The sequence below is a fragment of the Citreicoccus inhibens genome (assembly GCF_019039035.1).
Classification (GTDB): domain Bacteria; phylum Myxococcota; class Myxococcia; order Myxococcales; family Myxococcaceae; genus Citreicoccus; species Citreicoccus inhibens.
The window spans coordinates 22,914-43,005 of sequence record NZ_JAHNZT010000035.1 but is presented as its reverse complement, the minus strand read 5'-3'; the positions used below and the strand labels follow the sequence as shown (position 1 = coordinate 43,005).

Below are 20,092 nucleotides of genomic sequence, written 5' to 3'. Positions count from 1 at the left end.
TTCAAATCCTCGGAATTGCTTGGAAAACAGCGCGCCACCTTATAGCAGGGAGGGCGCCTGTCAACGCCGCCATACCATTCCTCGGACCCGATGAACGCCGCATTCCGTCCTTCGCTTCCCCGTGGCCCCTACCTGCTGTGCGACGACAGCCTCCTGCCCGAGGTGTCGCTGGCCGAGAAGGCCGCCCGCCTCCTGGCTGGGGGCGCCCGCATCCTCCAGCTCCGGATGAAGCGCACCCCGGTCCGCGAGGCGCTCGGGGCGGCGCGGGAGGTGGTGGCCCGCTGTCACGCCGCTGGGGCGCTGTGCCTGGTGAACGACCGGGTGGACCTGGCGCTCCTCTCGGGCGCGGATGGGGTGCATGTGGGAGACGAGGACCTGCCCCCGGAGGCCGCGCGCCAGCTGCTGGGGCCGGGCCGGCTGGTGGGCGTCACCGTGCGGGGCGTGGAGGGGGCGCGGGCCGCGCGGGATGCCGGAGCGGACTACGTGGGGTTGGGGCCTGTGTTCGGGACCACGACCAAGCAGGTCGCGGCCCCGGTGTTGGGGCTGGAGGCGTTCGCCCAGGTCGTGCGGGCCTGTCCGCTGCCGGTGGTGGGCATTGGTGGCGTGGGGCTGGAGAATATCGGCCGGGTGGCGGCGGCCGGCGCGCACGGGGCGGCGGTGGCGTCGGACGCGCTGCTCGCTCAGGACATCGCCGAGCGGGTCCGGCGGTTGGCGGACGCGTTTGACAGGGGCGCATAGGGGGCTAGCCTCGCCGGCCGGTCACCCCCCCATGAACCATCCTCCGCGTCACCACGGCCAGGCCCCGCGTCGTCCCAACATCGGCATCACGCCGGACTTCGTCCAGCCGGCTGACTCCGCCTTCCCGCGCTATGAGCTGAAGGTGCCCTACGCGGACGCCGTGCTGCGCGCGGGGGGCCTGCCCTTCGTGCTGCCGTACTCGGATGACGCAAGCTGTGTGGAGGCGTACCTCGACCGCGTATCGGGGTTGCTCGTCACGGGTGGCGCGTTCGACATTCCCCCCGAGGCGTATGGCGAGAAGGTGCGTGACGGCATGGGGCAGGTGAAGGAGGGCCGCACCGCCTTCGAGACCCAGCTCATGCGCGGCGCGCTGAAGCGCAACATGCCCGTGCTCGGCGTCTGCGGCGGGATGCAGCTCTTGAACGTGGTGCTGGGCGGCACGCTCTTCCAGGACATCGGCCGTGAAGTGCCCGGCGCGCGTGAGCACGAGCAGAAGCACGACCGCACCCAGCCGCAGCACCCGGTGGAGGTGCGCAGCGGCACGCTGCTCGCGGAGGCGGTGGGGCACGGCCAGCTCATGGTGAACTCGACGCACCATCAGGCCGTGGCTCGGCCGGGCACGGACGTGACGGTGTCCGCGGTGGCGCCCGATGGCGTGGTGGAGGCGATTGAGTCCACGGCCACGGGCTTCGCGCTCGGCGTGCAGTGGCACCCCGAGATGATGCTGGGGACCATCCCCGTGCAGCTCGGTGTCTACAAGCTCTTCATCCAGCGAGCGCGCGAGCATCGACGGTGACGCCGCGGGTGTTGTTGCTCGCGGGCCATGAGCCCACGGGCAGAGCGGGGCTCCTCGCGGACCTGTCCGCGGCGCGAGCGCGCGGAGCGGAGGCGGTCGCGATTCCGACCGGGCAGACGGCGCAGGGGACTCGGACGTTCGGGACGTTCCCTTCGCCCGCGCGGGTGCTCGCCGCGCAGGTGGCTGCCGCGCGCGAGCTGGGCCCGCTGCACGCGGTGAAGCTCGGCATGGTGGTGGGGCCGGCTCAGCTGCGGGCCTTGCGGGCCGTGCTCGCGGACCTGGACGCGTGGTGGGTCGTGGACCCGGTGGTGCGCACGTCCCGAGGTCAGGTGCTCTCGCGCCTCTCGGCCCGTGACTACCTGGGGCTCGCGGGCCCTCGCGTGGTGCTGACGCCCAACCTGGACGAGGCCGCGTGGCTGCTGGGACGGCCCGTGCCGCGCACCGTGGCCGAGGCGTCCGACGCGGCCGGGGCTCTTCATCGTTTCGGCTTTGGCGCGGTGTTGGTGAAGGGCGGACACCTGCCGGCAGGGCAGGGCGTGGCGGATGTGCTCGCCCTGGCGTCTCGGGTGCGCGTGTTGGTGGGGCGGCGGCTGGCGCGACCCGCGACACGGCGGGGGACAGGCTGCCGGTTGGCCTCGGCGCTCGCCGCGGAGCTGGGGCGGGGGCGCCCCATGGTGACGGCCGTGCGCCTGGCGCGCGCGCAGGTGGCGCGCTATCTGCGCACGGGTCAGGACTGAAGCGGAGCGCTACTCGCCGCGGCTGCGGCTCTCGAAGCGCGTGTATTCGGAGAGGAACACCATCTCCACGGAGCCGATGGGGCCGTTACGCTGCTTGGCGACGATGAGCTCCACGGGGATGACCGTGCTGGAGGCTCCACCTCCGCCCCCGCTGCCTCCTCCTCCGCCACCCCCACCACCGCCGCCTCCCTCGCCGCCCTCATCGGTCTCCTCGCGGTGGATGAACATCACCACGTCGGCGTCCTGCTCGATGGAGCCTGACTCACGGAGGTCGGAGAGCATGGGCTTGCCGCCCTTGCGCTCCTCCACCTTACGGTTGAGCTGACTGAGGGCGATGATGGGCACGGAGAGTTCCTTGGCGAGCTGCTTGAGCGCGCGGGAAATCTCGGCGACTTCCAACTGGCGGCTCTCCACCTTGCCCTTCTGGTGCATCAGCTGGAGGTAGTCGATGACGAGCAGCGACAGGCGCGGATCCTTCTGCTTCACGCGCCGCGCCTTGGCGCGCAGGTCGAAGGGGGACAGACCGCCGGAGTCGTCGATGTAGATGGGGGCGTTGTAGAGCGCGCCCGCCATCTCCTGGAACTTCTCCTCGTCATGCGGGCTCAGCCGGCCGCCACGCAGCTTCTTCATGTCCACGCGCGCGGTGGACGCGAGCAGACGCATGAGGAGCTGATCCGCGGGCATTTCCAGGCTGAAGATGCCGACGGCCTTGTTCTCCTTCATGGCCGCGTGCACCGCGATGTTCATCGCGAAGGACGTCTTGCCCACGCCAGGACGCGCCGCGAGGATGATGAGCTCACCGGCGTGAAGCCCCGTCAGCTGCATGTCCAGGTCGATGTAACCGGTGGACAAGCCCGTCACGCCCGTGGACGCGGCCTTCATCTTGTCGAGCAGATCGAGCGTCTGCTCCATCAGCTCGCTGACCGGGCGCAGGTCGCCCTCGCGCTTCTTCTCCGCGAGGAGGAACACCTTGCGCTCGGCCTCGTCGAGCAGCACCTCCAACTCGCCCGTCTCCGTGCTGGCGAGCTCTTGAATCTCGCGCCCCACGTTGGCCAGGCGGCGGCGGATGGCCTGGTCCTTGACGATGTTCGCGTACTGGACCGCGTTGGAGGCCAGGGGGACGACCTGATCCAACCCCATCAGGTAGGCGGGGCCGCCCACCGATACGAGCTGCCCCAGGACCTTGAGCTCCTCGGCCAGTGTCAGGTGGTCAACCTGCTTCTGCTGGCCGTCCAGCTTCATCATCGCCGCGAAAATCTGCGCGTGCGCCGGACTGGAGAAGTCGTCCGCGTGGACGACCTCCGCCACCGGGGCGATGAGGCCATTGTCCGCCAGCACGGCCCCCAGGACCGCGCGCTCCGCCGCGAGATCCTCGTGGACCCGCCGTCCTTCTCTGCCGTCCATGATGTTCTGCATGGCTACCCGCTTCCTCTACAGGCAGCGTCTGACACGGCCCAGGGCTCGTCTACTTTTCATCCAACAGACCTGTAGCAGCGGGTCCGAATCACACCGGACGTCGGGCTTCTGCCCACACCGGGTCGGGCGTGGCGCGGCTCACCCGGCGGGCGAGCAGGCTCAGGTCTCCAGGCCCCAGCGGCGCAGGAACTCCTCCCGGTGGGTGCGGCTGAGGACCACGGTGGTTCCGTCGCGGAGCACGAGGATGCCATCGCCGTGGGTCCACGGCTCCAGGCGCGTCACGGCCTCCAGGTTGACGAGGTCGCCGCGATGCACGCGGATGAAGCGCGCGGGGTCCAGGCGCTCCTCCAGCGTGCGCAGGCTCTGGCGGACGAGGTGCTCGCCCTGCGCGGTGCGCACGCGGACGTACTTGTCGTCCGCCGCGAGGTGCCAGACGTCATCCACGCGCAGGGGCACCCAGCCTTCGCCCACCTTCACCACCAGCCGCTCCAATCGGGCGGTGGCGAGCAGCGCGCGCAGTCGCTCCGGCTCACGCCGCTTGCCGCGCAAGAGGGCTTCCGCCTTGTCGAGCGCCTTGCGGAATCGCCCCAGGTCGTAGGGCTTCAGCAGGTAGTCCACCGCGTGCGCCTCGAAGGCCTGGAGCGCGAACGCATCATGGGCGGTGGAGAAGATGATGGCGGGGCAGGCGTCGGGATCCAGCGAGGCCAGCACCTCGAAGCCGGTGAGGCCCGGCATCTGCACGTCGAGCACGAGCAGGTCGGGCTGGAGCGCCTCGACTTGCGCGAGCGCCTCCGGCCCGTCGCTGGCCTCACCCGCCAGCGCGAAGCGCTCATCGCCCGCGAGCAGGCGCTTCACCTTCGCGCGGGCCGGGGCCTCGTCGTCCACCACGAGCACACGGAAGGGCGTCATGCGGCCTCCTGAGGAAGCCACAGGGTGACGCGCGCGCCGCCCTCGGGCCCCTGGCTGCGTTCGAGCGCGGCCTGGGGTCCATGCAGGAGCGCCAGCACGCGCGACAGATGCGACAGCCCTACGCCTGGGCCCGCTTCGGGCGAGGGCGCGCCGAAGCCACGGCCCGTGTCCTCCACCTCCAGGCGCCAGCGTGCGCCCTCGGCGTCGGCGCGGATGCGAACCTCGAGCACGCCGAGCAGGTCCTGGTTGTGCTTCACGGCGTTCTCCACCAGCGTCTGGAGCGCGAAGCAAGGCACGCGCACCGAGTCGAGCGCGGGCGCCAGGCTCCACCGCACCACGAGCCGCTCGCCGAAGCGGGCCGCGAGCAGCGCGACATAGCGCTCGGAGTGGGCGCGCTCCTCGGCCAACGTCCAGGTGGGCTCGGTGCGCGCGAGACTCGCGCGGAGCAGTTGCCCCAGGTCGCTCAGCATGCGGTCGGTGCGGCCCAGGTCCTCGTACATGACCGAGCTGATGGTGTTCAGCGCGTTGAAGAGGAAGTGCGGCTGGAGCTGTCCGGTGAGGGACTGGAGTTGCGCGGTGCGCAGCTCGCTCTCCAGCGTGGCCTCGCGCAGCGCACGCTCATGGCGGGCTCGCCACAGGTCCACGTTGACGATGGCCGTGATGGCGATGCCATACGCGATGACGTCCTTCTGGACCTCCATGGGGACGCGGAAGGCCATGACGCCGTAGTGGTAGTCGCCCCAGCCGAACAGCGAGTACAGCGCGTGGCGCGACACCACCATCACCACGATGTGCAGCGACGTGTAGAGCGCGAAGGCGATGGCGTGGATGCCGAGGAATCGCGTCCATCCCACGCGGGGCCGGGGCGCGTTGAGCGCCGCCGTGCGCATGATGGGCAGCAGCAGCGCGGCGGAGAGGGCTCCCGTCACTTCCCAGACGAGCGGCCGCGAGGCGGGCAGGGTGCTCCCATCCGCCAGCAGCGCCAGGCGCACCACGGTGCCTTGCCACAGCCCCATGACGAGGCAGATGCCCCACACGAGGAGCGTCGTCCTCGGCTGGACCTGGGGCCACTGCCAGCGCCAGGGGCGCGGCGCGCTGTCATGGGCAGGCGAGGTCATCGTGCGTTCACGCAGTATGCCCCGAGGCGGGAGTCGAGGAGATGGGGCTCGCCTGGCGGCGCGGAGCGCGTGGTTTCATGCCGAAGCAGGGACGCAGCCAGTCCACGCGGGCAGCCCCCTCGCACAGCGCCCAGGTGACGAGGAACGAGGCGGCCAGCACCGAGGCGAAGAGCGCCCAGGGGCCCAGCGGCAGGCGGAGCATCGCGAGGCCCAGGACGACGATGACCGTCTGGTGGAGGATGTAGAACGGATACGAGAGCTCCTGTGCGCGGGCGAGCCACGCGGGCCGAGTCAGCAGGCGGGCCCTCGCGTAACCCAGCGCCGACAGGAGCAGCGTCCAGAGGATGATGCCCTGTCCCAGCCGCTCCGCCACGAGCGGGAACGCGCCGTCCGGGAGCATGGGCACCAGCACCGCCACGCCAATTCCCAACAACACATGGCGCAGCGCCACCAGCCGCTCCCACACTCCGGGGCAGCGACCGAAGAGGTGCCCGAACAGGAAGAGCATCGCGTAGTGCAAGAGCGTGCGTGGATCATCCACGAGCGCATGCGTCTCTGGGGAGCCGTTCAGCGCAATCTGATTCAGCACCATGGGGAGGCACAGCAGCGCCACGTTGAAGCCGCGCGACAGCCACGCGTTGGCCCGCGCGAGGAACGCCTGTCCGCCTCGGGTCTCCATCCACGCGAACAGGGGCAGCGCCAGCACGCAGTACACGAAGAGGTACGCGACGAACCACAGGTGGTGCCAGCTCAGGCTGCCCCGGGGATAGGTCACGAACTCGAACACGGACGGGTAGAAGTCCAGGTAGCTGCCAGCGAACTGCCCGCGCTGAAGGCGCTCGGCGTAGATCTGCGGCGGGACGATGACGAACATCCCGAACACGAGCGGCCACAGGAGCCGCTTCGCCCGGTCCTTCGCGAAAGAGCCCAGCGAGCGGTGCCGCAGCGCGAGCGCCGTGCCCACGCCGGAGATGACCATCAGCAGGGGCATGCGCACCAGGTGGAGCAGCTCCATGAGCGGCTCCAGGGCGGGCAGCGGCACCGGGCTCTTCACGTGCCAGTCCCACCGGTTGAACATCATGCCGGTGTGGAAGAAGTGCAGCAGCGCGATGGCGATGACCCGGAGCCAGTCCAGGTCGGGGCGGTGCTCGGATGCGGGGCGTGCGGGCGCGTTCATGGGCGGCCTCCTGTGCCACCGATACGCGTCGCCGCGCGAGCCCTCCACGCGGATGTCGTGAGCCGGACTGCCCGCGGCGCCGGCCGGACTGGTTGGGCCCAAAGCAGAAGGGCCGCCCGGTTTCCCGGACGGCCCTTCCGAACTTCAGCGGTGATGCGGGGGCGGACTACTCCGCCGCCACGTCGACCTTGATCTTCGCCACCACGTCGCGGTGCAGCCGGAGCTCCACCTCGAAGCTGCCCAGGGCCTTGATGGGCTCGGGCAGGTGGATGTGACGGCGGTCCACCGTCTGGCCCGCGGCGGCGAGCGCCTCGGCGATGTCCAGCGCGGTGACGGAGCCGTACAGCTTGTCCTGCTCGCCCACCTTGCGCTTGATGGTGACCTTGGTGGCGCCGACCTTCTTGGCCTGCTCCTCCGCGGCGCCCTTCAGCTTGGCGTTGCGGGCCGTCATGACGGCCTTCTCGTGCTCCAGCTGGCGCATGTTCTGCTCGCTCGCCAGCACTGCCTTCTTGCGGGGCAGCAGGAAGTTACGGCCGAAGCCGTCCTTCACCGTCACGAGGTCCCCGGACTTGCCGAGGTTGTCGATGTCCTCTCGCAGAATGACCTTCATGTTCAGTCTCCTGGGCGGACGGCTAGCCGACGACCGCGTTGTAGGGGAGCAGCGCGATGCCACGGGCGCGCTTGATGGCCACCGCCACCTCGCGCTGGTGCTTCGCGCAGTTGCCAGAGATGCGGCGGGGGATGATCTTGCCGCGCTCGGTCACGAAGTACTTCAGCGTGGCCTGGTCCTTGAAGTCGACCTGAGCGTTCTTCTCGGCGCAGAAGCGGCAGACCTTCTTGCGGCCAAAGCCGCGGCCACCACCACGCTTGTCGTCGTCGCCCATGGGACCGCCGCGATCGCCGCCGCGCTCACCACGCTCGCCGCCGCGGTCACCGCGGTCACCGCCCCGCGAGCCGCCGCCAGGGCCCCGAGCGCCCGAGGCGCCCGTGCTCATCTTGTTGTCCGTGTTCATGAAGTCTCTCTTTTCCTGGATAGGTCTCTAGGAGATGTCCACCGGGGGCCCTCAGGCCTCCTCGGTCGACTCCTCCTCGGACTCGGCCCCAGACTCCTCGGCGGGCTCAGCCCGGAAGGAGCCATCGCGCTCGGAAGCGGCGCCCGGACGCGTCTCCTCGACGTCGCCGGCCAGCTTCACATCCTCGAGCACCGGACGCGTCTCGGGATCCACCTCGTCCGCGAGCTTCACGGAGATGTAGCGGGAGACCTCGTCGAGGTTGCGGAGGTTGCGCTCCACTTCCGACACGGCCTTCCCGTCACCCAGGAAGTGCGTGTGGACGTAGATGGCGCGGGGCTGCTTCGCCACGGGGAACAGGGTCTTCTTCTTGCCCCACACCGTGAAGCGAATGACCTTGCCACCCTCACGCGCGACGATGGAGCGAACGCGCTCCTTGATCTTGTCGACGTTGTCGTCGGTGAGGTCCGGCTTGACCAGGAAGATGGTCTCGTACTCACGAAGCCGCTTGGCGGCCTGCGTCTCTGCCATGTTTCTCTCCCCTTGGGGTCGAGTGCCCCCCGGCCTATCCGGGGAGCGGGGAAACGGTCCGTGGCCCAGAAGCCACAACCGGGGACGGGAAACCTGCGCGCCCGTCACCGCCGCGCCTTGTCCCGTGCAGAACACGGGAAGATGAAAAAGAGCATCCCGGTACAGCGGACTGTCACACCCGGGGAACGGGCCTTCTAAGGGGGGCCATCCCCCAAGTCAAGCCGCCCGCGCCCCCAGGGCTCAGGCTTTGCGGTTGAACCGGTTCATCGCGGTGGCCAGGCCGTCACGCACCCAGCACTCGGCCATGTCGATCGCCCGGTCGCTCAGGGCGTCCAGCTCGCGGCGCTCGCCATCGTCGAAGTTGGACAGCACGTAGCCGGCCACGCGCTCCCGGGCGTTGGGCCCCTCGGGCTTCCCGATGCCGAAGCGCAGCCGGATGAAGCCGTCCGCGCCCAGGCTGGAGACGATGCTCTTCAGGCCGTTGTGTCCTCCCGAACCGCCACCGGCCTTCAGTTGGAGCCGACCCAGGGGAAGGTCCAACTCGTCGTGGATGACGAGCACGTCCTCCACGGCGATCTTGTAGAAGCGCGCGGCCTCCGCCACCGAGCGGCCGGACAGGTTCATGTACGTCTGGGGCTCGACGAAGAGGATGCGCTCGCCGGCGAGCGTGCCCTGACCCACCCGGGCCTGGAACTTGTCCTGGTTCAGGTCGGCGCGGGCTCGGCCCAAGAGCGCGTCCACCACCATGAACCCGATGTTGTGCCGGTTCCGCTCGTACTCGCGCCCGGGGTTTCCCAGTCCGCAGATGAGCTTCATGACCGCTCCGAGGAGATGGCTCCCGAAAAGACCGCGGGGCTGGCCCCATGACAAGGCCAGCCCCGCGAAAGAAACACAGACCGCGACGAGGAACTACTTCTTCGCCGGAGCCTTGGCAGCGGCCGCGGGGGCCGCCTTGGCGTCGCCCGCCTTGGCGTCGCCCGCCTTCGCCGCAGGAGCCGCGGCGGCCGGAGCCGCGGCAGCCGCCGCCGGAGCGGCCTCGAGGGCCTCGGGCGCGGACAGAACGGCCACGGTGTAGTTGACGTTCGTCTTCACCGACACGCCCGCGGGGAGCTTCATGTCGTTGACGTGGATGGCCTCGTTGATCTTGAGCGCCGAGACGTCCACTTCGATGGCCAGCGGGATGGCCGTGGGGAGCGCCCAGACCTCCAGCTCGCGGCGGATCTGCGTGAGCAGACCGCCATCGGCCACGCCCGCCGCCTTGCCGGTGAGCACCACGGGGACGTTCACCTTCACCTGCTCGGTCTCCTTCACGGCGATGAAGTCCGCGTGGAGCATGCTGCGGGTGAGCGGATCCTGCTGGTAGTCCTTCAGGAGGACCTGGTGCGTGTCCGCGCCGACCTTCAGCTGGATGAGCGTGTTGAACTTGTGCGGGGTGTTGATGGCGGTGCGGATCGCCTTCGGATCCACCGCGATGTGCTGCGGGTTCGCCAGGTGCTTGCCGTAGACGACGGCGGGAATCTGACCCTTCGCGCGCAGACGGCGGGCAACGCCCTTGCCGGAACCTTCACGCGCCTGGGCCTCGAGGGTGCTCTTGTCGACGGACATGGTTCTGCCTTTTCTTGGGACCGCGGGTGCACCGGCTTCCTGGGCGTCCTCGGCATCCCGCCCCTGTGGCGGGCCCCGATGACGACGCCCCCGTAAAGCAGGGGAGGCCGGTGGAGGAGGGTGCACATGCCAGCCGGGGGGCCTGGAGTCAAGCCGCCCGGCGGGCAGGGATGGGGCCGCTCAGACGAAGAGCGAGCTGAGCGAGTCGGCGCGGTGGATGCGCGCGATGGCCTCGCCGAAGAGGCGCTCGGTGGTGAGCACGCGAATCTTCGGGCAGGCCTGGGCCGCGTCCGACAGCGGCACGGTGTCCGTGAAGACGACCTCTTCCAGCACCGAGTCGGTGATGCGCTGGATGGCGGGGCCCGAGAGGATGGGGTGGACGGCGTAGGCCACCACGCGGCGCGCGCCCTTGTCCTTCAGCGCGGCGGCCGCCTGGGCCAGCGTTCCCGCGGTGTCCACCATGTCATCCACGAGGATGGCGTCCTTGCCCTTCACGTCGCCAATGAGGTTCATCACCTCGGAGGCGTTGGGGCGGGGGCGGCGCTTGTCGATGATGGCCAGGCCCGTGTTCAGCCGCTTGGAGTAGGCGCGCGCGCGCTCCACGCCGCCTGCGTCCGGGCTCACGATGACCAGGTCGTTGGGCTCGGGGAAGCGCTTGCGCAGGTCCTCCAGGAAGACCGGCGAGCCGTAGAGGTGATCCGACGGGATGTTGAAGAAGCCCTGGATCTGCCCGGCGTGCATGTCCATGGACACCACGCGGGTGGCGCCCGCCACGCCCAGCAGGTCCGCCACCAGCTTGGCGGTGATGGGCGTGCGCGCCGCCACCTTCCGATCCTGCCGGGCATAGCCGTAGTACGGAATGACGGCGGTGATGGAGCCCGCGCTGGCGCGCTTGAGCGCGTCACACATGATGAGCAATTCCATCAAGTGGTCGTTCGAGGGAGGACAGGTGGACTGGATGATGAAGATGTCCAGTCCACGCACGTTCTCGCCGATCTCGACGTGGATCTCCCCGTCCGAGAATCGCCCGACGACGGCCTTGCCCAGGGGGCGCTTGAGGTACTCGCAAATGCGAAGCGCCAGACCGGGATTCGAGTTCCCGGTGAACACCTTGAAGTCACGCGGCTGCATGGTGGGCCGCTGACTATCCCGTGGCCGCGCGGAAGGGAAGGGCGTTAGTCGAGGTCCGCTGCCACCGCGACGACCTGCCCAGCTTGCGCCTGATGGAGGTGTCGCTCGTACTCAATGAGGATCACCCGCTCCATCTGGCTGCGCGTGTCCGCGTTGAGCGGATGCGCGATGTCCTTGTACGTCCCATCCTTCCGCTTCTTCGCGGGCATCGCGATGAAGAGCCCGGTTGAGCCGTGGATCACCTTCAAGTCACGGATGACGAAGCAGTGGTCCAGGGTGATGGTGACATACGCCTTGAGCTTGTCCTCTTCGACCGGAAACACCCGGACGTCGGTGATGTTCATGGTCCCCCCCCCGAACCCGAAAGGTCGGAGCTAACCGGGAAGCCTGGGACATGAGGGGTGGGAAATGCAAGCACGCCCGGAGCGCAAGTGCACCGTACCGAGCACTTCAAACCGGCCTGCCACCCAGGATGGCGGGCCAGTGACTTACCAGGTGGGTGAGGAAGGCCAGGTGATAGACGACGATGATGGCGTAGATGATGGCGCCCGCGCGGATCGCGATGCGGCTGGCCTTCATGTGGCGGTGCAAGCACAAGAGGCACAGGCCCGCGTTGACGATGAGCAGCTTGGACAACATGAAGAAGAGCGGTGACTGCTCATAGGCCACGCGCATCACCGGGTTGAGCTCCTCGGCCACCCCCAACTGCAAGAAGAGCAGGGTGAAGAGCCCGTCGAACAAGTTCAGGACGAGGAGCGCCACCGAGGCCGGTGACGCATAGAAAGAAGCCCGCTTCGTCCACGCCGCGCCCTGTGCCTGCTCGACCGTCGCCGCCACGCCCGCCCCCTCGCCCAGTTCCCCAATCCGGAGCGACCTCCTTTCAAGGCGCTTGCCAAGGCCGCGGCGCGCGCCACCGCTCCGCGCGAGGGGCGCGCGCCGCGTTCGAAAAGGGAAATTGACTCAGGGGGGACCGTGCACGAGATTGCGCCCCTCCGCCCTCTGTCCGGCGAGCCTTCCTTGCACCAATTCCCTAAAGATATCGGGTGGATAGAAGTCATCTGCGGGTCCATGTTCTCCGGCAAGACGGAGGAGCTGATCCGCCGCGTCAAGCGGGCCGTGTACGGCAAGCAGAAGGTCCAGGTGTTCAAGCCGCGACTGGACACGCGCTACGACGAGACCCAGGTGGTGAGCCACTCGCAGCTGAAATTGACGTCCAATCCCATCGAGCGGGCTGAAGAAATTTTCTACCACCTGGAGGCCGACACCCAGGTGGTGGGCATTGACGAGGTGCAGTTCTTCGGGCCCGAGGTGGTGCAGGTGTGCGAGGCGCTGGCCAACAAGGGCCTGCGCGTCATCTGCGCGGGGTTGGATCAGGACTACCAGGGCCGCCCGTTCGAGCCGATGCCGCAGCTGATGGCGGTCTCGGAGTACGTGACGAAGGAGCTGGCCATCTGTGTGGTGTGTGGCAATCCGGCCAACCGCTCCCAGCGCATCCTCTCCAGTGGGGAGCGGGTGATGGTGGGCGCGGCGGGCGCGTACGAGCCGCGCTGCCGCAAGTGCCATGTGCCGGACCCCACGGAAGGCACGCCGCCGCAGACGTTGAAGCTGTTCGACTGAATCGACGCGCGGCCCGGGCCTGGGGCCGCCGCCTGGAGACCGAGCGATGCGCGACACCCTCTATTCGAACGTGCCCTTCCGGCTGAACGAGATGGCGCACCACTACGGGCCCAACGTCCACCTGGTGGGCAACCCGTTCCTCTTGTCCCAACTGGCCACGCTGTGCGCCAAGGGCACGCTGCAGCCGCAGATCAACCGGCTGGTGGAGTTGCTCTACACGGACCTGGTGAAGACGGTCATCAACGCGGAGTTCCCGCGCAAGATGGTGGCGCTGCCCACGCGGATGATCGATCACACCCCGCTGGGCATCTACCAGGGCGAGGTGGTGGAGCCGCAGTTGCGCGTGGTGACGGTGAACATCGCGCGCGCGGGCACGCTGCCGTCGCAGGTGACGTACGACCTGCTCAACTTCACGGTGGACCCCACGCTCGTCCGGCAGGACCACATCATCATGAGCCGGATGATCGACGCGGCCGAGACGGTGGTGGGCTCGTCCATTGGCGGCGCGAAGATTGGCGGCGACGTGGACGACGCGTTCGTCCTGTTCCCGGACCCCATGGGGGCCACGGGCGGCAGCCTCTCCACGGCCATCCAGCTCTACAAGACGAAGGTGCCCGGCAAGGCCAGGCGCATCATCACGCTCAACCTCATCATCACGCCCGAGTACCTGCGGCGGATGACGAAGGAGCACCCGGACGTCATCATCTACGCGCTCCGGTTGGATCGCGGCCTGTCCCCGCCCGAGGTGTTCGGCACCGAGCCGGGCGCGCTCTGGGAGAAGGAGCGGGGCCTGGATGACCGTCAGTACATCGTCCCCGGCGGCGGCGGCTTCGGGGAGATCATGAACAACGCCTACGTGTAGAGGGAGCACCCGTGACGTTCCACCAGAAGGATGTCGACGTCCTCATCTCCGAGGAGAAGCTGCACGCGCGCATCAAGGAGCTGGGCGCGGCCATCACCCGTGACTACCAGGGCAAGGAGCTGACGCTCGTTTGCGTGCTGAAGGGCTCGGTGTTCTTCGCCACGGACCTGGCGCGGGCCATCGACCTGCCCTTGACGCTCGAGTTCCTCGGCGTGTCCAGCTACCAGGGTGGCACCGAGTCGACGGGCGAGGTGCGCATCACCACCGACGTCAGCAAGCCCATGGCGGGCAAGCACCTGCTCGTCATCGAGGACATCATCGACACGGGCCTCACCATGAGCTTCCTCATGGAGAACCTGGCCGCGCGTCACCCCGCGTCGCTGAAGCTGTGCTCGCTGTTGGAGAAGCCGGCCCGCGCTCGCACGCAGGTGAACATCGACTACAAGGGCTTCGTCATCGACGACCACTTCGTCGTCGGGTACGGCCTGGACTACGGCGAGAAGTACCGGAACATCAACTTCATCGGCGTCTGGAAGGGCAAGTAGGCGCGCCCCCGCCGAGCCCGCCGCCTTCCTACCGGGGGGCGGCTGCTCCCTGGTGGTGAGGCGATGCATGCGCAGCATCCTCTTGGGCTTCAGGCGCCGCGTGTGCGTGCCCGGCCCGGAGCGGGGAGGCTGCGCATGGATGCGTCGAACGTGAAGGCGGAGAAGGAGGCGGCTGTCGCCACCGGCGATGACGCGCTTCGCAAGTACACCGCGGAGCTGGTGGGCACCTTCGTCCTGGTGTTGGGCGGAGTCGGGGCCGCCGTGCTGGCGGGCGATGACATTGGCTACGCGGGGATCGCGCTCGCGTTTGGCCTGTCCCTGCTCGCGATGGTCTACACGATTGGGCCCATCTCCGGCTGCCACGTGAATCCCGCGGTGACGCTGGGGATGGTGCTGGCGGGCAAGCTGGAGCGCCGCCATGCGCTGGGCTACGTGGTGGCCCAGTGTCTGGGGGCGTTCCTCGCCGCGGCGGTGGTGCTGATGATTGCCCGCGGCGTGCCCGCCGGCTACTCGGCGTCCCAGGAGGGGCTGGCGACCAACGGCTATGGCACCTGGTCCCCCGGGGGATACGGCGGCGGCGCGGCCTTCCTCGCCGAGGTGGCGCTCACCTTCCTCCTCGTGCTGACGGTGCTCGGCGCCACGGACTCGAAGGCGCCGGTGGGCTTCGCGGGCCTGGCCATTGGCCTGGTGCTGACGCTCATCCACCTGGTGGGCATCCCGGTGACGAACACGTCCGTGAACCCCGCCCGCAGCCTGGGGCCCGCGCTCTTCGTGGGCGGGCACGCCCTGGGCCAGCTGTGGCTCTTCATCATCGCGCCCTGCATTGGCGCGGGCCTGGCGGCGGCGGTGTACCGCTCGGTCATCCAGACCGTGGCGCGGCCCATCACCGCGGCCACGGCGGAGGGGTCTCTTCAGCGGCAACGCCGGGAGCGCTTGCTGCGCGACCGGCGCGAGAACCCCACCTGAGGGGGCGAGCGGGCGCCTCCCGTCCCGTAGGAGGGGAGGCGCTGGGGGTCAGAAGGCCGCGTCGAACACGACATCGTTCGCCGCGCCCACGCCCACGGCCACCTGGTACGAGGACACGCGGCGCTCGAAGAAGTTGGTGAGCTCCTGCACGTCCTGCAGCTCCATGAACCCGAGCGGATTCTTGGTGCGGAACACCGGCGCCATCCCGAGCATGAGCAGGCGCTGATCCGCCACGTACTCGAGGTAGCCGCGCATGTCCTGCGTGGACAGGCCCACCACGCCGCCGCTGAGCAGGTCCTGCGCGAAGGTCGTCTCGCACTCGACCGCTTCACGGAGCATCTGCACCACGTCGCGCTCCATGCGCGCGTCGAACAGGTCCGGCTCCTCCTTGCGAGCCACCTGGATGGCCTCGAAGGCGAACGCCATGTGGGCGCTCTCGTCGCGGAACACCCAGTTGGTCCCCGCGGCCAGCCCGTTGAGCAGGCCCTTGCTGCGCAGGAAGTACACGTAGGCGAAGGCGGCGAAGAAGAAGAGCCCCTCGATGCAGCCCGCGAAGCAGATGAGGTTCAGGAGGAAGCGGCGGCGATCCTCCTTCGTCCGGGCGGCCTGCACGTCGTGGATGCTGTCCATCCACTTCATGCAGAAGGCGGCCTTGCGCTGGATGGAGGGGATGTTGTCGATGGCCGCGAAGGCCTTGGCCCGCTCCGCCGGATCCGGCACGTAGGTGTCCAGCAGCGTCAGGTAGAACTGGACGTGCAGGGCCTCCTCATAGAGCTGGCGCGACAGGTACATGCGCGCCTCGGGGGCATTCAGGTGCTTGTACAGGTTGAGCACCAGGTTGTTGCCCACGATGGAGTCACCCGTCGCGAAGAACGCCACCAGCCGGTGGATGAGGTGACGCTCCGCCTCGGTCATCTTCGAGCGCAAGTCCACCAGGTCCGTGGAGAAGTCCACCTCCTCCACGGTCCACGTGTTCTTGATGGCGTTCCGGTACATCTCGAAGAAGACCGGATAGGCCATGGGGCGCAGCGTCAGGTTCAATCCAGGGTCGAGCAGCATTGCTTCCGTGACTCCTTACAGGTCCGGGCGGAGGTGCGCGGGCGCGCCTACTGGCACGCCTCGCACGACTCGGGGTTCTCCAGCGAGCACGCCACGGCTTCCGCCTCGGGCATGGCCTGGGCCATGGGGGCGGGGGCAGGGGCCGAGGTCGCGGCAGCGCCGCTGGCGCCCACCGTGGCCTTGGCGATGCGCGTGGCCGGACGCGAGCGCAGGTAATAGGTGGTCTTCAACCCCTTCTGCCATGCGTAGAAGTACATGGAAGAAAGCTTCCCGATGTTGGGCGTCTCCACGAAGAGGTTGAGCGACTGGCTCTGGTCGATGAAGGCGCCGCGGTCGGCCGCCATGTCGATGAGCGAGCGCATGGGGATCTCCCACGCGGTGCGGTAGACGTTGCGCAGCTCGGCGGGCAGCTCGGTGAGGTCCTGCACGCTGCCCTCGGCCATCTTGATGCGGTTGCGCGTGCTGTCGTTCCACAGCCCCAGCGCCTGCAGGTCGCGCACGAGGTAGCGGTTCACCTGGAGGAAGTCACCCGAGAGCGTCTCGCGCTTGAACAGGTTGGACACCTGCGGCTCGATGCACTCGTAGCAGCCCGCGATGGACGCGATGGTGGCCGTGGGCGCGATGGCGATCATCAGCGAGTTGCGCAGGCCCGTCTTCTGGATGCGGGCGCGCAGCGTGCTCCAGCGCGCGGTGTCCTCGGGCACCACGCCCCAGCTCTCGAACTGGAGTTCGCCCTGGGCGGCCCGCGTCTCCGAGAAGCCCGGGTGCGCGCCGAACTGCTCGGCCAGGTCCGCCGAGGTGCTCAGGGCCGCGTAGTAGATCTCCTCGGAGATCTTCTGCGACAGCGCGCGCGCCTCGGGGGCGTCGAAGGGCAGCCGGAGCTGGAAGAACACGTCCTGCAGGCCCATCAGCCCCAGGCCCACCGGGCGCCAGCGGCGGTTGGAGTCCGCGGCGGTGGGGATGGGGTAGTAGTTGAGGTCGATGACGCGGTCCAACTGGCGCAGCGCGAGCTGCACGTTGGCGCGCAGGCGCTCGAAGTCGAACTTCCCGTCCGCCACCATCCGGCCCAGGTTCAGCGAGCCCAGGTTGCACACCGCCGTCTCGCCCTGGCTGGTGACCTCCAGGATCTCCGTGCAGAGGTTGGACAGGTGGATGACGTTGGCCGGCTTCGCGGTCTGGTTGCTCTTGCGGTTGCTCAGGTCCTTGAAGGTCATCCAGCCGTTTCCGGTCTGGGCCAGCACCTTCATCATCCGCGCGTACAGGTCGCGCGCCTTGACCTTGCGCAGCGCCACGCCCGAGGCCTCGGCCTCCGCGTAGGCCTTGTCGAAGGCGTCGCCCCACAGGTCCGTCAGGTGCGGCACCGTCTTCGGATCGAACAGGCTCCAGTCGCCGTCCGTCTCCACGCGGCGCATGAACAGGTCCGGCACCCAGTTGGCCAGGTTCAGGTTGTGGGTGCGGCGGGCCTCGTCACCGGTGTTGTCGCGCAGCTCGAGGAAGTCCTCGATGTCCGCGTGCCATGACTCCAGGTACACGCAGCACGCGCCCTTGCGCTTGCCGCCCTGGTTCACCGCGGCGACGGAGGCGTCCAGCGTCTTGAGCCAGGGGACGATGCCGTTGGAGTGGCCGTTGGTGGAGCGGATGAGCGAGCCGCGGGCGCGCACGCGGTGGTAGCCCACGCCGATGCCGCCGGAGAACTTCGACAGCATCGCGATGTCCGAATACTTCTTGTAGATGGAGTCCAGCTCGTCCGCGGGCGAGTCCAGGAGGAAGCAACTGGAGAGCTGCTCGTGGCGCGTGCCCGAGTTGAACAGGGTGGGCGAGCTGGGCAGGTACTCCAGCGAGCTGAACAGGCGGTACAGCTCGATGGCCTCGCGCGCGTTGTCGCCGCTGAGCGCGCACGCCACGCGCAGGAAGAACTCCTGCGGCGTCTCGATGACCTCGCGCGTCTGCGGGTTCTTCAGCAGGTAGCGGTCATAGACGGTGCGCAGGCCGAAGTACTCGAAGAGGTCGTTGCGCGCCGGGTCGATGGCGGCGTTGAGCTTGCGCGCGTTGGCCTGGACGAACTGCAGCAGGCGGTCCGCGATGAGGCCGTGCTTGTGGCCCGCGGCGATGGACTGGCTGAAGGAGTGGATGTCCTGGTTGCTGACCTCCTTCTGGATGAAGGTGGCGAGCAGGCGCGAGGAGAGCCGCGCGTACTCGGGCTCCTCCACGATGAGGGCGGCGGCGGTCTGGATGGAGAGGCTGTCCAGCTCGCGCGTGGTGGCGCCGTCATAGAGGCCGCTGATGGTCTTGGTGGCCACGCGCATGACGTCCACGCGCGACAGCCCCATGCAGCTGCGCCCCACCGCGCGGACAATCTTGTTGAGGTCCACCGGCTCCGCCGTGCCGTTGCGCTTGCGCACCCGCATGGTCGTCGTGCCGAACTCGGCCGGACCTTGCGCCGGTTGCGGGGAGGTGGCCGGCGCGGCCGTGACCGGGGGCGCGGGCGGGAGGGGCAGGGTGGTGGCGGCGGTCGGCTTCATGGGCGTTTCGACGGTCACGAGCGGCTCACTCCAAGTGAAGCATTGGCAAGACAATGGCGTGGCCACGGGACGGACACCGGTCCCGTTCGGGGGAAGGGCCATTCCCCGCCACGTTACATGAAAATCTGTTCAGGGGAGACCCTCCGCGTCGGTCGCGCGGGAGGGTCTATCGTCTCGGTGTGTCGACCGGAGCGAGGTTCGTTTTGAGGCAGATGGGCGCGGTGAGCAAGAAAACCACATCTCCTCCAAGAACCCCCTCTGCCGACACCGTCGGTGGTGGGGGAACCATCGACGGGGCACAAGGTATGGGGGCACCCATGGCCTGTCAACGCGAGATCTTGTGCCCCCCTAGGATCGACAATTGCAATCTACGATCGATCCTCTCGGCGGTTTCTGGCGTCCGGGTCACGTTCTCTTCAAGACACTGAGACAACGTCGAGTCCGTGTGGGGGAAATACCCGCTGTGAACCACCTGGCAGGGTGGGCGGGGCATTTCCGGCTCAGGGAGTGGGGCCCGCGTCCGGGGGCTGGGCGGGGGCTCCAGGGCCCTGGGCGGGCACGGGAGCGCTGGGCGAGGTGGGGGGCTGGGGCGAGGGGGAGACCTGACGCGTCGGGGCCGTGGCGCCGTCCTGGGCCTCCTGGGGGCCGCTTTCGGTGTGCACCGCGCGGCGGAGGGCTTCTTCCAGGTCGCGGGCCGGGGGGCCCACGGTGGACAGCATCTGGTTGGCGCTGCGGGCGTGGCGGTTCTGGCTCTCGGCGGCGAGCTTGAGCTGGGCCAGGCTCTCCGAGACGAGGCGCCGGGCGTCCTCGAGCTTCTGGCGGGCCTGGTAGTAGGCCACGTCCGCGAGCATCCCCTGGAGCGAGCGGCGCTGCTCGTCGGTGAGGCCGGAGAGCTTCTCGGCGCGGCGCAGGTAGTACAGGCCCCGGTCCACGCGGGCGGGTTCATCCGAGGCGATGCGGGGCCGAGCCAGGGACTCCAGGAGGGGGAACAGGGCGCGGTCCAGTTCGTCGCGCTCGGAGTAGCTCTGGAGGGTGAGGAGGGTGGCGTCCTGGCCCTCCAGGGGGATGGGGGCGTAGGCGTCCGCGAGCCGCGCGTCGCCGGGCTGGTAGGGCGCGGCGCCCGTGGGGAGGTTGCGGCCCTTCATGACCACCAGGGCGCCGTTGTCCACGGTGAGCGTGAAGGTCCGGGCGTTGATCTTCCCGAGCAGGAAGAGGACGCCCACCCCCAGCGTCAAGATGACGAGGAGGGTGACGGTGCGCATGAAGGCGCGGCGCGCCCGGTGGCCAAATCCCTGGGGTGAGTTCACGTTCATGTCGCCTACCCTCCTGTCGTGCAGGCCCCGGAGCTGGAGG

22 protein-coding genes are annotated in these 20,092 nt (G+C 68.8%); 7 read left to right on the top strand and 15 right to left on the bottom strand.

Features of this window, described 5'->3' with window-relative positions:
* Positions 1–90: 90 nt before the first annotated feature.
* The 3 genes from thiE to thiD are packed head-to-tail and all read left to right on the top strand — an operon-like array spanning position 91 to position 2,271.
* A complete protein-coding gene (gene thiE / locus KRR26_RS29520; protein ID WP_120208352.1) occupies positions 91–738 on the top strand; it encodes a thiamine phosphate synthase in 648 nt (215 codons plus the stop codon).
* A 31-nt stretch (positions 739–769) separates the two neighbouring features.
* Complete coding sequence (locus tag KRR26_RS29515) at positions 770–1,534, top strand: gamma-glutamyl-gamma-aminobutyrate hydrolase family protein (protein ID WP_120208354.1); 765 nt, start codon at positions 770–772, stop codon at positions 1,532–1,534.
* Entirely contained in the window at positions 1,531–2,271 is a 741-nt protein-coding gene (gene thiD / locus KRR26_RS29510) for a bifunctional hydroxymethylpyrimidine kinase/phosphomethylpyrimidine kinase (protein ID WP_217081431.1), read from the top strand. The genes KRR26_RS29515 and thiD overlap by 4 nt, the downstream gene beginning before the upstream one ends.
* A gap of 9 nt (positions 2,272–2,280) precedes the next feature.
* On the opposite strand, the gene dnaB is transcribed toward thiD, so the two are convergent.
* The 12 genes from dnaB to KRR26_RS29450 all read right to left on the bottom strand — a co-directional run bounded on the left by dnaB (position 2,281) and on the right by KRR26_RS29450 (position 12,005).
* Complete coding sequence (dnaB, locus tag KRR26_RS29505) at positions 2,281–3,687, bottom strand: replicative DNA helicase (RefSeq protein WP_217081430.1); 1,407 nt, start codon at positions 3,685–3,687, stop codon at positions 2,281–2,283.
* Positions 3,688–3,846: 159 nt separating this feature from the next.
* The gene (locus KRR26_RS29500) at positions 3,847–4,596 is read right to left on the bottom strand and encodes a LytR/AlgR family response regulator transcription factor (protein ID WP_217081429.1); all 750 of its coding nucleotides are present in this window, start codon (positions 4,594–4,596) and stop codon (positions 3,847–3,849) included.
* Positions 4,593–5,714 (bottom strand): sensor histidine kinase, encoded by a 1,122-nt coding sequence (locus KRR26_RS29495; protein WP_217081428.1) that lies wholly within the window; start codon positions 5,712–5,714, stop codon positions 4,593–4,595. Before KRR26_RS29495 ends, KRR26_RS29500 begins: the two co-directional genes overlap by 4 nt.
* 7 nt (positions 5,715–5,721) lie before the next feature.
* A complete protein-coding gene (locus tag KRR26_RS29490; protein WP_217081427.1) occupies positions 5,722–6,891 on the bottom strand; it encodes an acyltransferase family protein in 1,170 nt (389 codons plus the stop codon).
* A gap of 166 nt (positions 6,892–7,057) precedes the next feature.
* Positions 7,058–7,501, bottom strand: coding sequence for a 50S ribosomal protein L9 (gene rplI, locus KRR26_RS29485; protein WP_120208367.1), 444 nt, complete (start codon positions 7,499–7,501; stop codon positions 7,058–7,060).
* A 22-nt stretch (positions 7,502–7,523) separates the two neighbouring features.
* Entirely contained in the window at positions 7,524–7,904 is a 381-nt protein-coding gene (rpsR, locus tag KRR26_RS29480; protein WP_120208369.1) for a 30S ribosomal protein S18, read from the bottom strand.
* Positions 7,905–7,955: 51 nt separating this feature from the next.
* Positions 7,956–8,432, bottom strand: coding sequence for a 30S ribosomal protein S6 (rpsF, locus tag KRR26_RS29475; RefSeq protein WP_120208371.1), 477 nt, complete (start codon positions 8,430–8,432; stop codon positions 7,956–7,958).
* A gap of 240 nt (positions 8,433–8,672) precedes the next feature.
* Positions 8,673–9,248, bottom strand: coding sequence for an aminoacyl-tRNA hydrolase (gene pth / locus KRR26_RS29470; RefSeq protein WP_120208373.1), 576 nt, complete (start codon positions 9,246–9,248; stop codon positions 8,673–8,675).
* Between the two features lie 93 nt (positions 9,249–9,341).
* Complete coding sequence (locus KRR26_RS29465; RefSeq protein WP_120208375.1) at positions 9,342–10,037, bottom strand: 50S ribosomal protein L25/general stress protein Ctc; 696 nt, start codon at positions 10,035–10,037, stop codon at positions 9,342–9,344.
* A gap of 180 nt (positions 10,038–10,217) precedes the next feature.
* On the bottom strand, positions 10,218–11,168 hold the full coding sequence (locus tag KRR26_RS29460) for a ribose-phosphate pyrophosphokinase (protein WP_120208377.1): 951 nt from the start codon (positions 11,166–11,168) through the stop codon (positions 10,218–10,220).
* A gap of 44 nt (positions 11,169–11,212) precedes the next feature.
* Positions 11,213–11,512 (bottom strand): septation regulator SpoVG, encoded by a 300-nt coding sequence (spoVG, locus tag KRR26_RS29455; protein ID WP_120208379.1) that lies wholly within the window; start codon positions 11,510–11,512, stop codon positions 11,213–11,215.
* Positions 11,513–11,618: 106 nt separating this feature from the next.
* Complete coding sequence (locus KRR26_RS29450; protein ID WP_199723855.1) at positions 11,619–12,005, bottom strand: DUF5658 family protein; 387 nt, start codon at positions 12,003–12,005, stop codon at positions 11,619–11,621.
* A 180-nt stretch (positions 12,006–12,185) separates the two neighbouring features.
* Between KRR26_RS29450 and KRR26_RS29445 the strand changes: the two genes are divergently transcribed.
* The 4 genes from KRR26_RS29445 to aqpZ all read left to right on the top strand — a co-directional run bounded on the left by KRR26_RS29445 (position 12,186) and on the right by aqpZ (position 15,158).
* The gene (locus KRR26_RS29445) at positions 12,186–12,785 is read left to right on the top strand and encodes a thymidine kinase (RefSeq protein WP_120208640.1); all 600 of its coding nucleotides are present in this window, start codon (positions 12,186–12,188) and stop codon (positions 12,783–12,785) included.
* A 46-nt stretch (positions 12,786–12,831) separates the two neighbouring features.
* Entirely contained in the window at positions 12,832–13,647 is an 816-nt protein-coding gene (locus tag KRR26_RS29440) for a uracil phosphoribosyltransferase (protein ID WP_120208383.1), read from the top strand.
* 11 nt (positions 13,648–13,658) lie between these two features.
* On the top strand, positions 13,659–14,192 hold the full coding sequence (hpt, locus tag KRR26_RS29435; protein ID WP_120208384.1) for a hypoxanthine phosphoribosyltransferase: 534 nt from the start codon (positions 13,659–13,661) through the stop codon (positions 14,190–14,192).
* Positions 14,193–14,327: 135 nt separating this feature from the next.
* On the top strand, positions 14,328–15,158 hold the full coding sequence (gene aqpZ, locus KRR26_RS29430; RefSeq protein ID WP_217081426.1) for an aquaporin Z: 831 nt from the start codon (positions 14,328–14,330) through the stop codon (positions 15,156–15,158).
* A 48-nt stretch (positions 15,159–15,206) separates the two neighbouring features.
* Here aqpZ and KRR26_RS29425 read toward each other — a convergent pair whose 3' ends face one another.
* From KRR26_RS29425 to KRR26_RS29415, 3 genes are all read right to left on the bottom strand, one after another.
* A complete protein-coding gene (locus tag KRR26_RS29425; protein WP_120208388.1) occupies positions 15,207–16,217 on the bottom strand; it encodes a ribonucleotide-diphosphate reductase subunit beta in 1,011 nt (336 codons plus the stop codon).
* A gap of 47 nt (positions 16,218–16,264) precedes the next feature.
* The gene (locus KRR26_RS29420) at positions 16,265–18,739 is read right to left on the bottom strand and encodes a ribonucleoside-diphosphate reductase subunit alpha (RefSeq protein ID WP_120208390.1); all 2,475 of its coding nucleotides are present in this window, start codon (positions 18,737–18,739) and stop codon (positions 16,265–16,267) included.
* Between the two features lie 500 nt (positions 18,740–19,239).
* On the bottom strand, positions 19,240–20,052 hold the full coding sequence (locus KRR26_RS29415) for an IF-2 protein (protein WP_217081425.1): 813 nt from the start codon (positions 20,050–20,052) through the stop codon (positions 19,240–19,242).
* Positions 20,053–20,092: the final 40 nt, after the last annotated feature.

What these genes read in the sequence shown, in the direction of transcription:
- aqpZ (WP_217081426.1), top strand. Translation starts at nt 14,328, where the DNA reads ATGGATGCGTCGAACGTGAAGGCGGAGAAGGAGGCGGCTGTCGCCACC.
- KRR26_RS29500 (WP_217081429.1), bottom strand. Translation starts at nt 4,596, where the DNA reads ATGACGCCCTTCCGTGTGCTCGTGGTGGACGACGAGGCCCCGGCCCGC.
- rpsR (WP_120208369.1), bottom strand. Translation starts at nt 7,904, where the DNA reads ATGAACACGGACAACAAGATGAGCACGGGCGCCTCGGGCGCTCGGGGC.
- KRR26_RS29495 (WP_217081428.1), bottom strand. Translation starts at nt 5,714, where the DNA reads ATGACCTCGCCTGCCCATGACAGCGCGCCGCGCCCCTGGCGCTGGCAG.
- KRR26_RS29490 (WP_217081427.1), bottom strand. Translation starts at nt 6,891, where the DNA reads ATGAACGCGCCCGCACGCCCCGCATCCGAGCACCGCCCCGACCTGGAC.
- KRR26_RS29425 (WP_120208388.1), bottom strand. Translation starts at nt 16,217, where the DNA reads ATGCTGCTCGACCCTGGATTGAACCTGACGCTGCGCCCCATGGCCTAT.
- KRR26_RS29420 (WP_120208390.1), bottom strand. Translation starts at nt 18,739, where the DNA reads ATGAAGCCGACCGCCGCCACCACCCTGCCCCTCCCGCCCGCGCCCCCG.
- pth (WP_120208373.1), bottom strand. Translation starts at nt 9,248, where the DNA reads ATGAAGCTCATCTGCGGACTGGGAAACCCCGGGCGCGAGTACGAGCGG.
- rpsF (WP_120208371.1), bottom strand. Translation starts at nt 8,432, where the DNA reads ATGGCAGAGACGCAGGCCGCCAAGCGGCTTCGTGAGTACGAGACCATC.
- KRR26_RS29515 (WP_120208354.1), top strand. Translation starts at nt 770, where the DNA reads ATGAACCATCCTCCGCGTCACCACGGCCAGGCCCCGCGTCGTCCCAAC.
- dnaB (WP_217081430.1), bottom strand. Translation starts at nt 3,687, where the DNA reads ATGCAGAACATCATGGACGGCAGAGAAGGACGGCGGGTCCACGAGGAT.
- spoVG (WP_120208379.1), bottom strand. Translation starts at nt 11,512, where the DNA reads ATGAACATCACCGACGTCCGGGTGTTTCCGGTCGAAGAGGACAAGCTC.
- KRR26_RS29440 (WP_120208383.1), top strand. Translation starts at nt 12,832, where the DNA reads ATGCGCGACACCCTCTATTCGAACGTGCCCTTCCGGCTGAACGAGATG.
- KRR26_RS29415 (WP_217081425.1), bottom strand. Translation starts at nt 20,052, where the DNA reads ATGAACGTGAACTCACCCCAGGGATTTGGCCACCGGGCGCGCCGCGCC.
- rplI (WP_120208367.1), bottom strand. Translation starts at nt 7,501, where the DNA reads ATGAAGGTCATTCTGCGAGAGGACATCGACAACCTCGGCAAGTCCGGG.
- thiE (WP_120208352.1), top strand. Translation starts at nt 91, where the DNA reads ATGAACGCCGCATTCCGTCCTTCGCTTCCCCGTGGCCCCTACCTGCTG.
- KRR26_RS29460 (WP_120208377.1), bottom strand. Translation starts at nt 11,168, where the DNA reads ATGCAGCCGCGTGACTTCAAGGTGTTCACCGGGAACTCGAATCCCGGT.
- KRR26_RS29465 (WP_120208375.1), bottom strand. Translation starts at nt 10,037, where the DNA reads ATGTCCGTCGACAAGAGCACCCTCGAGGCCCAGGCGCGTGAAGGTTCC.